This window comes from Colwellia sp. SU-HH01217 (assembly GCF_057543495.1).
The window spans coordinates 216,391-230,058 of the sequence record NZ_BAAJLX010000006.1 but is presented as its reverse complement, the minus strand read 5'-3'; the positions used below and the strand labels follow the sequence as shown (position 1 = coordinate 230,058).

General features: G+C 35.5%; 12 protein-coding genes. 10 read left to right on the top strand and 2 right to left on the bottom strand.

All coding sequences use genetic code 11. The features are described from left to right. Nucleotides 1-211 precede the first annotated feature (211 nt). Entirely contained in the window at nucleotides 212-2,254 is a 2,043-nt protein-coding gene (locus AC27G3_RS10205; protein ID WP_487121237.1) for a tetratricopeptide repeat-containing sensor histidine kinase, read from the top strand. 118 nt (nucleotides 2,255-2,372) lie between these two features. Here the strand turns inward: AC27G3_RS10205 and AC27G3_RS10200 are convergent, their stop codons facing one another. Continuing rightward, nucleotides 2,373-3,311 (bottom strand): HPP family protein, encoded by a 939-nt coding sequence (locus AC27G3_RS10200; RefSeq protein WP_487121235.1) that lies wholly within the window; start codon nucleotides 3,309-3,311, stop codon nucleotides 2,373-2,375. A gap of 392 nt (nucleotides 3,312-3,703) precedes the next feature. Between AC27G3_RS10200 and AC27G3_RS10195 the strand changes: the two genes are divergently transcribed. The 8 genes from AC27G3_RS10195 to AC27G3_RS10160 all read left to right on the top strand — a co-directional run bounded on the left by AC27G3_RS10195 (nucleotide 3,704) and on the right by AC27G3_RS10160 (nucleotide 11,002). Continuing rightward, nucleotides 3,704-4,549 carry a LysR family transcriptional regulator gene (locus AC27G3_RS10195; protein ID WP_487121233.1) on the top strand — a complete coding sequence of 282 codons (846 nt, stop codon included), beginning with the start codon at nucleotides 3,704-3,706 and terminating at the stop codon, nucleotides 4,547-4,549. A gap of 142 nt (nucleotides 4,550-4,691) precedes the next feature. Next, a complete protein-coding gene (locus tag AC27G3_RS10190) occupies nucleotides 4,692-5,303 on the top strand; it encodes an energy transducer TonB (protein WP_487121232.1) in 612 nt (203 codons plus the stop codon). Nucleotides 5,304-5,316: 13 nt separating this feature from the next. Continuing rightward, a complete protein-coding gene (locus AC27G3_RS10185; RefSeq protein ID WP_487121230.1) occupies nucleotides 5,317-5,883 on the top strand; it encodes an RNA polymerase sigma factor in 567 nt (188 codons plus the stop codon). Next, on the top strand, nucleotides 5,880-6,617 hold the full coding sequence (locus tag AC27G3_RS10180) for a TonB family protein (protein WP_487121228.1): 738 nt from the start codon (nucleotides 5,880-5,882) through the stop codon (nucleotides 6,615-6,617). Before AC27G3_RS10185 ends, AC27G3_RS10180 begins: the two co-directional genes overlap by 4 nt. A 461-nt stretch (nucleotides 6,618-7,078) precedes the next feature. Continuing rightward, nucleotides 7,079-8,119, top strand: coding sequence for a MipA/OmpV family protein (locus AC27G3_RS10175; RefSeq protein ID WP_487121226.1), 1,041 nt, complete (start codon nucleotides 7,079-7,081; stop codon nucleotides 8,117-8,119). A 9-nt stretch (nucleotides 8,120-8,128) separates the two neighbouring features. Then, a complete protein-coding gene (locus AC27G3_RS10170) occupies nucleotides 8,129-8,614 on the top strand; it encodes a DUF3019 domain-containing protein (protein ID WP_487121224.1) in 486 nt (161 codons plus the stop codon). 61 nt (nucleotides 8,615-8,675) lie between these two features. Next, entirely contained in the window at nucleotides 8,676-9,407 is a 732-nt protein-coding gene (locus tag AC27G3_RS10165; protein ID WP_487121222.1) for a response regulator, read from the top strand. Between the two features lie 305 nt (nucleotides 9,408-9,712). After that, nucleotides 9,713-11,002 carry an ATP-binding protein gene (locus tag AC27G3_RS10160; protein WP_487121220.1) on the top strand — a complete coding sequence of 430 codons (1,290 nt, stop codon included), beginning with the start codon at nucleotides 9,713-9,715 and terminating at the stop codon, nucleotides 11,000-11,002. A 114-nt stretch (nucleotides 11,003-11,116) separates the two neighbouring features. Here the strand turns inward: AC27G3_RS10160 and AC27G3_RS10155 are convergent, their stop codons facing one another. Then, nucleotides 11,117-12,940 (bottom strand): ABC transporter transmembrane domain-containing protein, encoded by a 1,824-nt coding sequence (locus tag AC27G3_RS10155; protein ID WP_487121218.1) that lies wholly within the window; start codon nucleotides 12,938-12,940, stop codon nucleotides 11,117-11,119. A 253-nt stretch (nucleotides 12,941-13,193) separates the two neighbouring features. Between AC27G3_RS10155 and bamJ the strand changes: the two genes are divergently transcribed. Continuing rightward, nucleotides 13,194-13,664 (top strand): BamJ family beta-barrel-assembly machinery protein, encoded by a 471-nt coding sequence (gene bamJ, locus AC27G3_RS10150; protein WP_487121216.1) that lies wholly within the window; start codon nucleotides 13,194-13,196, stop codon nucleotides 13,662-13,664. Nucleotides 13,665-13,668: the final 4 nt, after the last annotated feature.

The window sequence follows — 13,668 nt, the reverse complement described above, 5'->3', positions numbered from 1 at the left end:
TCCCTTAACAATTATGAAAATTCATCATTTAAGGTTCTAGAACAACAAAATATTACTGTTAGCCATTCTTTTCGTGCTTGTTAGATGCTATAAAATGATCTGCTTTTACAAATTAGTTAACGATAACTAGTTTATTGATCTAAGGTTACTAGTTTTGTTTAAATCTTTTTCATTTTTATTTATCTATCTTAGTTGTTTTATTACGTTAAGTTTGAGTCATTTTGCATACGCAGAAGCTACTCCCATTGCAGAACAGTTAACCTCCCTAAAGAAAGTGAAAAATAAAGCTTCAACAATAGAAGCACTCGAATCACTACTAAAATCGCCAGAAATAATTCCCGAGCAGTATGTTTCAACATTAAACATGCTTGGTCGTGCTTATTTAACGACTAATAATTTCAACCGTGCCATAGAAAGCCTTCAGCAAGCGCAAGTAATCGCCCAAAGCCAAAACTTTATCGCATTGGAATCTGAATCCTTTACCTTACTTGGTATTATTTATTATTATCAAGGAAAGTACACACAAGCAATATCTGCATACCAACAAGCAATTTCTTATTATCAAACTACTGATGCACCTATTAAACAAGCAAGCTTGTATAACAACTTAGCATTAGTTTATTCCTCCATGAGTAATTATTTGTTGGCATTAAAAAACTATCAACTTGCTGAGGCTTTATATCAAAACTTTGGTAGCGAAGAAGATAAAATTGATGTCCGTTATAACATTGCATTAATGCACGTAAACATTAAGCAATACGATGTTGCAATTAAAATGCTACTTGAAGTACTCAATAAAAGAGAATCATTAAGTGATCAAAATACTATTGCAATGATATGGGCACACTTAGGAGTCGCCTACAAACACTCAGGGCAGTATCAGGCGTCTAAAAAGTATTTACTCGATGCCTTAACTTACTTTCAAAAAGAGAATGATCGTTTTCAAATTGCAGCTCAACTGCACAATATTGCAGAATTATACCATCAATTAAATCAACCCGAAAAAGCAAAAGAATACGCTGAAAAAGGTATAGTCGTTAGTTTAGCTGTTGACCATAAAAAAGCCTACGCAGGCAGTCTAAACAGCTTAGCGAAAGCTTATTTTTATCAAGGTGATATAGAACAGGCCCTAAACAAAATCACATTAGCCAATCAAATAGCAAGGGAGATGGGATACCAGTCTTTACTTAACAGTAATCTAGCTTTGTTATCACTTATTTATGCCACTCAAAAGAATACATCAGAGGCTTTAACAACTCACCTCGAATATACCAATAAACAAATTAAAATGAATAATGCACGACTAAATGTGCAATTAGCACGTTTTGAATCTGAGCAACTTGCCCAGCAAGTAGAAAAATTAACGCAAAATGAAAAATTAACGCAATTAAAAAATAAAGAATCTAAGCAACTACAGTACTTTATTACCTTATCGATTCTCTTTATTTTATTATGCACCTTTTTTATCTTTAGAAAAAAAATAGAAAAGACATCTAAACAGAAAATTGAGATTAAAGTTAAACAAAAAACTCAAGAACTTGACCGCTTAGTACAAGAATTACAAGATGCTAACAAACTTAAGAGCCAATATCTAATCAACACCACAAGTGATATTAAAACACCTTTAAAGCAAATAATTGAACAATCAGAATTGATGTTAAAAGACAGAAGTGACACTCAAGAAATCCAGACTGAAATTGCGATTATTTTAGAAAGCAGCCGACAATCACTACAGTTAATTAACGATATGATTGACTTAGAAGAAATAGAAGCCAATACCCTCGAGTTAACATTAAAACACCAAGATATTAATTTAGTACTAAACGAAATCTTAGAAATGTTTATTGAACCAACCACAAGCAAAGGATTAGTGTTTGAAATAGACAATAATTTGCCGACACCGTTTATTGTTTATTTTGACGCTAAACGTTTAAAACAAATACTCACTAACTTTTGCTCCAACGCCATTAAGTTTACCCGAGAAGGTAAAATAACACTGAGAATAAGCCAAGAAAGCAACCAATTAATAATATCTGTTCACGATACCGGCATTGGTATGAACAAAGTCCAGTTAAAACAACTTTTTGATAGTTTTGAGCAACACACCCTCAATAGAAAAGGGACTTCTGGTTTAGGGTTATTTGTTGCGGAGCAGTTAGCTTCAATTATGGGAGGTAATATATCAGCACAGAGCGATTTAGGGCGCGGAAGTACCTTTACTTTCACCTTGCCATTAAAAGAAAAAGTTGAGTAATCTGTCGATAAAAACTTAGTTAACCTGAACTCGGTTTAAGAGAGGGTTAACAGCTTGAAAAATAGCTGCTAGAGAAATATTTGTTAAGCCGAGCTCAGATTAGTTAAGCTTACTAAAGTTATCTTTTTACCCAACTGCCTTGGCTAAATTCTACCTCAAACTTAACCCACTTCTTAAATCTTCTTTGGCTTGCTTCTTTAATCATGCCCTGACCATTACCCGCAATAATTTTAAATTGAACTTTCGCTTTATCGATATTAATAATTTGCTTTATATTCCAACTTTCACCTAAAGAGCCATTACTGTAGAAGCGCTCTGCCTCTAACAACTGTTTTTTATTAGGTTTATTAGTCGAGGCATGAATGAGTGCACGATCGAATATTATCGCTAACTCTTCGGTAGTAATATCAACAAACGAATCAAGTTGCATCAAAGCCGCACTAAAGTCTTCATGGCTCAAGTGATTAACCGACGGATGCCCCTTAATGTCTTTAAAGTTTAAATGTGCTGGGTAACGCCGCCAAGAAAATATGCTGTTAAAGATCACACCAACAAAAATAATGATTAACACATTAGCTAATAATGGCTGCCATAAAAAGCTAAAACCCAGTTCATATACTTGCTCTCCACCTTGGGTACAAAATAATGCCGTTGCACCTCCAGGTGGGTGTAAACAGCGTAAGTAATACATCGCAAGCACTGCAACTCCTACTGCGACAGCACCAGATAAAGCCGAGTCAGACATATGTTGATAACATAAAACGCCAATAGCAGCAGACACTAAATTTCCTCCCAAGACATTCCAAGGCTGTGAAAGTGCGCCGTGGGGCAACGCATAAATAAGGGTCGCTGTCGCCCCCATGGAAGCAATTAACAGCAAAGAGCTGGGTTGAGTGATAAAAGGCGCGGTCATAAGTTGACACAAGTAAATAGAAATCATCGCACCGAGGCCAGAAATTAACTTCTCCGTTTTAGACGTATTGTTCTCTTCAATACCTAAATACTTTTTAACTTCAGAAAAAACATGTTCAATTTGCACTTTTTTACTAGGCTTCATTATTAAATAATCTTAGTTAATATAAATTCAAAAAAATCGATAAGGCTAGACGCTTGACTTACTTTTAGACTCAGCAGCTAAAATCATGACATAAAATAATTTAAAAGACAGACCTGTTAACAGCAGCGTAAAGTGCCAAAACATTGTCCACGCGAATGAAATATCCAATGTACTAATAAAAACAACATAAATTGCTGTGAGTAACAACAGCAGTGAGAAACACATTCCAAATAACCCCAATCTATATAAATTCAAAAGATTAACTCATCACACATAAATTATGGCGCACAGCATACCTAGCCTTAAAATATATGTATAATGAATATTAATGATATTTAAATGCAATTTTTATGAAGTTAAATCTGTATTAGCTTATTTAAAGGACCTCTTAAATGGATATAGAATTGGCAAAAACATTTCTGGCAATTATGAGTGCAGGTACATTTGTAGAAGCAGCACAGCGCCTTAATGTTACACAAACAACAATTACAGCGAGAGTAAAAGCTTTAGAAAGCCATTTAAAATGTTCGCTCTTTACTCGTAATAGAGCTGGAGCAAAACTTACTCGAGAAGGTGAGGTTTTTGCTGGTTATGCTCTAACACTAGTCCAAACATTTGAACAGGCTAAAGTGCACTTAGTTTTACCTCAAGGACAAAGTGACACCATTAACATTGGCGTTGAAACGAGTCTATGGAACCCGTTAATGGTGGATTGGGTTACTGCGGTAACTGAAAATGCTCCCGAGTTACATATACATAGTGAAGTAGATAATACTGAAAAGTTAATCACCTTACTTGAAAAGAGTAACTTAGATGCTATTTTAGTCCACCAACCGAGTTATTTTTCTGGATTTTCCGTTGAGCAAGTCGTTGAAGAAAAGCTCATCCATGTACAAGTACCTGACAGGTTTTCTCCTGATTTATTTATTGATTGGGGAGATCAATTTAAACGTAATTTTGACGCTGTTCTTCCTCAAAAAAGACAAGCAGCATTAAGCTTTAATTTAGGCCCTTTAGCACTAAAATTCATGCTAAAAAATGGCGGAAATGGCTATTTTAGAACAAGAGTTGTCGCTAAGTATTTGGCAACAGGTGCACTGGAGATCGTTAAAGGCTCTCCCGAATTTTCATACCCTATTTACATAGCTTATCGTGCTAATACAAATTCAAGTACTTTAGATAAAGCATTAGCCTGCCTTAAAAAAAGTTTAGAGTTTGAGCAACAATGGCAAGTATGATGATTTAATATAATTTATCATTTTAAAATTTTATTTAACCCCTTTTCGGTTTTATCTACGTTTTATTTATTAACAGTCACTAATCACGACTGTTATTAACTTTTTACCTTTACCAACGTATATAATCGAAAAGGAAATATATATGAAAAATATCGTACCTATAGCTTTAACAGCAATTGCCATCACTTTTTCTTTATTCGCTTTTATGGCTTTTTTAATAAACAAAAATGAACAAGCCCCTCTCATTGTTGATAATAGTATTCCCTTTGACGTTGCTCAAACACCGCCAAAATCAAAGATAACAGAAATTCCGCGAGTAAAGCCGTCACCGCCACCTACACCGAAGGCACCTCCAAAAAGTATGGAGGAGCCTGAGATAAATAATGTTAACAATACAATTGATTACTCGCCTTCAGTAATTAAATTACCAGGCATTAACACAGCTTTAAATAATTCAGGGCAATTAAGAGATGGCGATGCAAGACCTATTGTACAGATAACACCTAAATACCCGATTAAAGCATTAAATAATGGTCTTGAAGGTTGGGTAAAACTTGCTTTTAGTATTAATCAATTAGGTGAAGTTTTTGACGTAAGAGTGTTAGAATCGCAACCTAAAAGAACATTCGATAAAGCAGCAAGACAAGCATTGAAAAAATGGAAGTATCGAGCAAAAACAGTAAATGGTAATGTAATTGAGCAACACAATTTAACAGTTCAATTGGATTTCAAACTGGATAGTAACCAAGGGTAAATAGGGCATTAATTTGAAATTACCGTCAGCAATAAAAGGATGGCTCACACCCGAGAGCCATCCTGACAAATTACTGCAACTATATGCAAAAACTAATAACAGCAAGTACCTTACAGCCTTGGTAGATAAGTATAATCAAACAATTTTTCATTATTTACTAAGTCAATCTGAACGTACATTAGCTGAAGATGTGTTGCAAACGACATGGTTGAAAGTAATTCATAAAAAGCATTTATACAAAGCCAACAACTCTGCAAAATATTGGTTATTTTCTATCGCTAGAAATACACTCATCGATGAGTTTCGAAAGCAGCAAAGGTGGATTTATCAAGAAATGGAAGATCACAATTTAACAACACAAACTTTAATTGAACAATTAAAGTTTGAGCAACAATTAGATCATTTTAATGCATTGATAGATAACTTACCTTTTCATCAAAAAGAGGCTTTTATATTTCAACAAGAAGGTTTTACTTTAAAAGAAATAGCCGATTTGACTGATGAAGAACAAGAAACAATCAAAAGCAGATTACGTTATGCAAAAAAATATATAAGAACGCACTTGGAGACAAATAGATGAGCTCGCCTTTAACTGATAAAGCGATCAGTGAACTTTATCAACAACGTAAAAAACACGTTAATGCACCTAACATTGATACAAAATCGCCAACACAACCTAAGCGCAATATTAAACTATTTAGTCATAAAATATTATATATTCTCAGTGCAAGCTGCTTTGCTTCTTTTTCAATTTTCGCATTAATTAACCACTTAAAAACACCTATTAAACCCGCTGAAAATAATATTAACTTTCAGCTTAATTCACAACTTAATTTACCTCCAACAAATAAAGCTACTCCACAAGTGCAACCTTCGTCGATGACAATAAAAGAAATCCCACCTTTGCCTCAGGTAATTATACCACCTAAGACACTGCAAATAGCTGCAACAAATAGCAAAATAGAAGTGGTAAATATTAGCAATATTAATACTCAGTTACTTAAACAAAACATCAAAATTAACGCTCAAGTTTTATCCGATAAATTAAACATTGTTTTGATAAAAAAAGTGCAACCTAAATATCCAATGAAGGCACTCCAACAAAATTTAGAAGGTACTGTAGATTTAAATTATCAAGTTAATGCTTTAGGAGAAGTGATTAATATAAAAGTTAATCACTCAACTGATAAAATTTTCAACAACACGTCTAAGAAAGCTTTAAAGCAATGGCAATTCGAAAGATTTAACGAGAAGGAACAAAACATCTACACACAATACTCTATTGTTTTCACCTTTACTATGCATGAAAATTAATACTGCTAACGCCCAAATAGACAATGTATTTAATCACGAGTTTTTACACTTATAAAATTAACTCGTATACTTTATTTTTTTATTGGCTACTTAGATGGCAGATACCAAAATGATAGCTTAGATAAGTTAACCAGAGGTCAACGAACCGTATTTACCAAGTTCAGTTACGCTTGGCAGTTATAGAAACAATCCTTTATTTATTTTGCTCTAAGCCTTGTACTCATATTGCATGGGTTTTATTGACAACCAAAGCTCTTCAAGCACAAAGCCCCATTGATAATTGAATAAATTGTATCGTAATAAGTAACATATACGATACAATTTGATACATCTGCATAATGAGTGATACGTCTTTTTTTTTACCCTTTAGTTAAAGTCATTATCAAGACATAAACAGGCTAGAGAAATAAAAAGTGAATAACAACTTTAGTGGCCTATTAAAACTAAGGACAAGTAACACCATGAAATATAAATTAAAACCTCTATTTAACCACACCGCTTTAGTTGGTTTACTTTTATCAGCGCCGCTGGTGATGGCGAAAAATGACAAACCATTACCTGCAACAGAAACGGCCTCCAAGCAGGTTGAATCTGTAATCATTGAAGAGGCAACGCCCTCAGAAATAGCAGCTGAAGTTGAAGTGAGTGAACACAGCCACAATAAAAATCAAAACGATAATTCTGACGATGATGACACTTGGCACTTCCATTGTGGTGACGATGACAGCACCGATGAGGATGATATTACTGAAGATTGCAACATTCGTATTAGTGAAATTAACATAAGTGATAACTCTCGTGATGGTTTTTATTTGAATATGAGTGGTATCTCTAGCACAGGTGATGATTATTCACTTTCTGGCAATGAAGACAGTTCATCAGAGTTTGATCTTGATTTTAGCTATCGAGTACAACTGCTGGGATTTTTTATGGAATCTCCTGGTTTAAGCTCTCGACGCACACATGGCATGTACTCATTATCCGCATGGGGATATAACTTTTATAACAGTGAAGACTGGGCTTTCGATTTATATTATCAAAATAGTACTCGTGGCATTGACGGCTTAAAAGAAATTCAAATTCGTAACCAAAGTAAACGTGGTGGTGTACGAGCAACAGGTTATTTTGATAATAGTTTACTTCAAATAATTTTCTCGCCAATAAGCGGTAACGATGAAGGTAGCGACGGCATTGAAGCCTCTATTTCTTACGGTGTTAACTGGCAAGTTAAGAATTGGAATATTTATACCAATGTCGGTGTGCAATATCGTTCTAAAGAAGTACTTCCTCATGGAGTCGTTGATGTCCCTGATGATGATTTATCTAAATCAGCAGGCATTTCTACTTCTGCAGAGGTCGGCGTTGAATATCCATTAAGTACAGATTGGGTTATCGGTGGATTTGCTGGCTACACCACGCTCTCAGATCGCGCTATTGCGAGTCGTACAGATAACGTAGAAAATGGTTATCGTGCAGGCTTACTATTAACCTATGCTTTTTAAGGGGGAGTGATGAATCAAGCTATTTACAATCGCTCTTTGCTAGGTAAAAAACAAAAAGGTGTTTTTTTAATCTTACTCACTTTCATGCTATTTTTAGGCTTTGATGTAAGTGCGTCACCATTGGCATTTGAAAATACTTTAGCCGCTCAACTTGCGCAAAAGTCACAGCAAAGCAATACAGTCAGCTTAAGCGTTTCACCTGAGCAATGTGTTGCAATGCAGCAAGGACAAAACTGTTATGTCGCCGTTGAATTAACTTGGCATGCAGATAAAACTGACAACTATTGCCTGTACTATGCTAGGCAACCTCAACCCTTACAATGTTGGTATAACAAACGAGAAGGCACCTTTAAAAAAGAGTTTACAACCAAAACCAACTTACGCTTTGCGATAAAAACTCAACATGGTACAAAAATCCTTGCACAAGCAAATGTAAAAATGGCTTGGGTACATAAGAAAAAAGGTAAGCCAAGAAAATCTTGGCGATTGTTTTAAAATATAAATAACAAATTGGCGAGCGATTATCTCGCCTCATCTTTTCAAATAGGACGGTAATATGACACAGGTTATTGAAGCAAAAATATTGTTAGTAGAAGATGATATTGAACTTGCTCAATGGATTGCAGAATACCTGACCGCCAGAGGATTTAAAGTGACTACCTGCCATCGAGGTGACGACGCGGTTGAGTTAATAAAAACGCTCAATCCCGATATTGTTTTGCTTGATGGCATGTTACCGGGGTTAGACGGTTTAGATGTCTGCAAAACGGTAAGACCTGAATTTATCAACCCTATTATTATGATCACCGCAAGAGATGAAGAAATTGATGAAGTGCTTGGTTTAGAAATGGGCGCTGATGATTATATTACCAAGCCTGTTAGAGCAAGAGTACTATTAGCTAGGATCAGAGGTTTATTAAGGCGTAACGACACACCCGTTCAACAAAACGGAACAAACTTCAATTCTGAAAAACAAAAGTATCAGCTCCAGTTTAACGGTTTAGTCATTAACGAGCACGCTAGAAGTGTTACTTTAGATAAGCAAGATATTCAGCTATCGTCCAACGAGTTCGATGTTTTATGGTTTCTTGCTCAAAAAGCAGGACAAGTTGTCACTCGCGAAGCACTAGTTAGCCATTTTAGAGGTTATGATTATGATGGATTTGACCGTTCAATAGATTTGCGTATTTCACGATTGAGGAAAAAGTTAAAAGACAACTCTTCAGAGCCCTTTCGTATAAAAACTATTTGGGGTAAAGGCTACTTATTAGCTAAGGATGTTTGGTAATTTATCTAATCAACAAAAACATTCACTAAAGAACAATATTAGCTTATTTAATTCTAAGTACTTAACATGAACTCGGTTTAAGAGATGGTTAACAGTTTGAAAAATAGGTAAATAATTATTTTACTCCACTTTAGCTTGATAGTTTTTCTTAATTCAAGGCAAATTTCGCGTCAATAGCTGGCCTATTGCAAGAAATTTAACGAAGAAGTAAGGAAAAATAGCTGCTAGAGAAATATTTGTTAAGCCGAGCTTAGGTTACTTATTATAAATACATTTAAAAAACATCACATTAAGTCATAATAATCATGCGTAATTTAACATTTTCATTAATTGCTGTAGTCCTAGTTGCAACCATTGGCTTAGGTTGGATGTTTGATAACATTTATAACCAGTACAGTGAAGGTGAATCGAATGAACAAAAAGATAGCGTCGCGATTTTAGAACAAATTGGTCAGCACATTGCAACTAGCCTAAATGAAATACAAAACCCTGAAGATTTTATCCAAAGTTGGCCTAAAAATAATGTTTATCAATTAAAGTTACGCTCGCTAACTAAACTCGCGTTGCCAGATTCACTGACACAAAGCCTTAAATCGGGTCAAACGTTATTACTAGAAACTCAAGACAGCATCGATATACATTTTTATTTAGCACGTACAAATAAGTTATTAGTGCTATCTGCCCCTCCCCTTCAAGTTAATCATTCAAATGAACTTACAAGTTTTATCCTTACCAGTTTATTTTACTTACTCATGCTGACATTAATGCTGTTGTGGTTAATGCCATTACTGAAACGCTTACTCGCTTTGCGCCAAGCAGCAAAAGCCTTTGGAGAAGGAAAGTTAGCACAACGAGTTACCATAGGATCAATTGCTTATATTAGTGATTTAGAAATTGAATTTAATCATATGGCGCAACGTATAGAAGATTTAGTTAATGATGTAAAACTCCTTAGCAGCGCCGTTTCACATGATTTACGAACACCACTCGCCCGCATTCGTTTTGGTATAGACACTTTACAAGAAGAAGAAGATCCTCTACTTCGTAAACGTTACGAGCAACGCATCAGTGATAATGTTGATGAAATGGTAGCGCTTGTCGAAACGTTATTACGCTACGCAAGGCTTGATCAAACGATGGTTAAAATAGATAAAGTGAACTTTGATTTTTCTGCTTTGGTTACCGACACTATTAAAAATAAAGACACGCAAGCGATACATATTGAATTAACAGCCAATACACAACCAATATTTGTTTATGGCGATCCTGCTTATTTAGCTATATTGGTAAATAATTTGGTTCAAAATGCATGTCAGTATGGCCGAAGTATGGTTAAAATAGAAATAAAGCAACAGCAAGAAAGTGTTCACCTGATCATCAGTGATGACGGCGAGGGAATTGAAAAAGAGCAATGGGCAGAAATAGTAAAACCTTTTACCAGAGGTAAAGCTATCAATAATAATGTTAAAGGCTATGGAATGGGTCTTGCTATCGTAAAACGTATTATTCAATGGCATCAAGGTGAAATTAACATAGCAAACTCTTCTGACTTAGCAGGAGCTGAATTTACCATTATTTTGCCTAGTAAAAATTAAACACGCCCTAGCAAAGAGCTATAATTCAACACTCTTTCACGTTTTATATACTTAAAGTGCAGCTCACTAAATACTTAGGCTGAATTTTAGTGATTGTTATTGTTATTGTTATTGTTATTTAGCGATATCTGTTTTATCAAACTGAAGCTCACACAATCGTTGATAAAGCTGTGAGCTTTTTAATAATGATTGATGATCACCAATATCAACGATGCGTCCCTTATCCATAACGACAATAATGTCAGCATGTATTACTGTGGCTAGTCGATGAGCAATAATTAAGGTTGTACGGTTAACCATTAATTCGTTCAATGCTGCTTGTACATGGTGTTCACTCTGCGCGTCTAGTGCACTTGTTGCTTCATCAAGCAATAATATTTCTGGATCTTTTAAAATAGCTCTAGCAAGTGCCAACCGTTGTTTTTGGCCACCCGATAATCTCACTCCTTGTTCACCTAAAAAGCTTTTATAGCCTTGCGGTAATTGCTCAATAAATTCATGAGCATGTGCCTTCTTAGCCGCTTCAATAACCGCTTCATCACTCGCTTCTGGCTTACCGTATCGAATGTTGTGCCAAACATCTGAGCTAAACAGTACCGGATGTTGGGGTACCATTCCCATTAATTGCCTTAAATCTGTTAAACCCAACTGAGTTATATTAATGCCATGACAGTTTATCTGCCCTTTTTGTGGATCATAAAATCGCTGCAACAATTCAAACAAAGTCGTTTTACCTGCTCCTGAGGGGCCAACTAATGCCACAACTTTTCCCGTGGGTATAGTTAAATTTATATATTTTAACGCGGCAGTATCAGGCCGTGAGGGATAATAAAAATCGACATTGTTAAAGGTCAGAGCAACATTATCTAAACAAGGAGTAGGAATTTTTTGCACAACGTTAGGGGGTGTAATATCACTTTCAACCTTCAACAGTTCAAGTAATCGAGTCGCAGAGCCAGCAGCGCGTTGCAACTCACCATATACTTCAGCAACAGTTGCCACACTCATCGCCACCATAATAGCATAAAAAACAAAAGCGCCGAGCTCACCTCCACTCATAGTGCCGTTAAGTACGTCCATACCACCGACCCACAGCATCATACTTATCGCACCAAAAGTTAAGAAAATCACCGTTGCAATTAAGAAAGAACGTTGTTTAATTCGTCGCTTAGCTACACTAAAAGCCTTTTCTACTTCACCACCAAACGCTTGCTGTTCATGTTGTTCATGCGTATAACTTTGTACCATTTTAATATTTTGGATGATTTCTCCAGCATAAGTACCAATATCAGCGATTGCTTCTTGAGAGCTTTCAGCTAAATTTCTGACTTTTTTCCCATAAATCATCATAGGTACTAGAATAAGTGGCACACAAACCATAACAAATAAAGTAAGCTTTAAATTAGTCACTAGCAGCATAATTAAGCCGCCAATTAACATTAAACTGCTACGTAAAGCCATAGAAAAAGAAGAGCCAATAATCGATTGTAACAACGCGGTATCGGTAGTTAAGCGAGACATTAACTCGCCACTTCTATTCTCTTCAAAATAACTAGGATGCAAAGTCACTATTCGATTAAATACTGCGCTTCTTATATCAGCGCTAACACGCTCACCAAGCCAAGACATTAAGTAAAAACGACTAAAAGTACCAACCGCTAATAAAACAATTAAGGCGATAAGCACCATAATAGCTGAGGTTAATTGCGCTTTAGAGCCTGCGATAAAGCCACTGTCAATAACAAACTTAACACCTTGGCCTAAAGATAAATTAACGCCTGCGGTTAACAAAAGTGCCAACAAAGCAAGAATAACCATAACTTTATAAGGTTTTATAAAAGCCAGAATAGGCAAAAGACTTTGAAATGCTCTCTTTTGTTTTATATTGTCAGTTTGATCATTTTTGCTAGGTTGATGCTCTATTGATGATTTGTTCATTAATTTCTCAGTGGTCTGTTCAGGTTGATGCACCGGTGATGTATTGATTAACCTAATTAACGTTAATATCGGATTGTTTACAGCCCTTAGAGCAATCTATAACATGGTTACTTAAATGGTAAAATTCAAGGTTGGCACTTTCTTTGGCTGTTGGTACGATAGCAGCCTATTTTATTTTAGTCCTGCTTGTGAGCCGAGTTTAATTAACTTTACTGGTGCTTGAACTCATAAGTAACATATTAGGAAACGTTCAATGAAAACAGTCCTCGCCATACTTGTTGCTGTCGGCATCATTTTTTATATTGTCTCAAACATGAATAATGCAAAAAATTCAGAAAAAAATACTGCGCTCGGTAAAGCATTTTTAGCTGAAAATAAAAACAAATCGGGTGTAAAAACAACATCATCAGGCTTGCAGTATCTTGTTTTAACCCCTTCACAAGAGACACAGCACCCAGCTGCAACAGATAAAGTAACAGTGCATTATCATGGCACTTTGATTGACGGAACCGTATTTGACAGTTCAGTTGATCGTGGTGAGTCAATTACCTTTGGCTTGAATCAAGTAATAAAAGGTTGGACTGAAGGGTTACAATTAATGACTGTTGGTGAAAAAACACGATTTTTTATTCCAAGTGAACTCGCGTATGGCGACAGAAATGCAGGAAAAATTGCCGGTGGGTCAGTATTAATATTTGATGTCGAACTTTTAGCTATCAACTAAATCA

Excerpts from the sequence above, each read along its gene's own strand:
- AC27G3_RS10200 (WP_487121235.1), bottom strand. The coding sequence starts at position 3,311 with ATGAAGCCTAGTAAAAAAGTGCAAATTGAACATGTTTTTTCTGAAGTT.
- AC27G3_RS10195 (WP_487121233.1), top strand. The coding sequence starts at position 3,704 with ATGGATATAGAATTGGCAAAAACATTTCTGGCAATTATGAGTGCAGGT.
- AC27G3_RS10190 (WP_487121232.1), top strand. The coding sequence starts at position 4,692 with ATGAAAAATATCGTACCTATAGCTTTAACAGCAATTGCCATCACTTTT.
- AC27G3_RS10180 (WP_487121228.1), top strand. The coding sequence starts at position 5,880 with ATGAGCTCGCCTTTAACTGATAAAGCGATCAGTGAACTTTATCAACAA.
- AC27G3_RS10175 (WP_487121226.1), top strand. The coding sequence starts at position 7,079 with ATGAAATATAAATTAAAACCTCTATTTAACCACACCGCTTTAGTTGGT.
- AC27G3_RS10170 (WP_487121224.1), top strand. The coding sequence starts at position 8,129 with ATGAATCAAGCTATTTACAATCGCTCTTTGCTAGGTAAAAAACAAAAA.
- AC27G3_RS10165 (WP_487121222.1), top strand. The coding sequence starts at position 8,676 with ATGACACAGGTTATTGAAGCAAAAATATTGTTAGTAGAAGATGATATT.
- AC27G3_RS10160 (WP_487121220.1), top strand. The coding sequence starts at position 9,713 with ATGCGTAATTTAACATTTTCATTAATTGCTGTAGTCCTAGTTGCAACC.
- AC27G3_RS10155 (WP_487121218.1), bottom strand. The coding sequence starts at position 12,940 with ATGAACAAATCATCAATAGAGCATCAACCTAGCAAAAATGATCAAACT.
- bamJ (WP_487121216.1), top strand. The coding sequence starts at position 13,194 with ATGAAAACAGTCCTCGCCATACTTGTTGCTGTCGGCATCATTTTTTAT.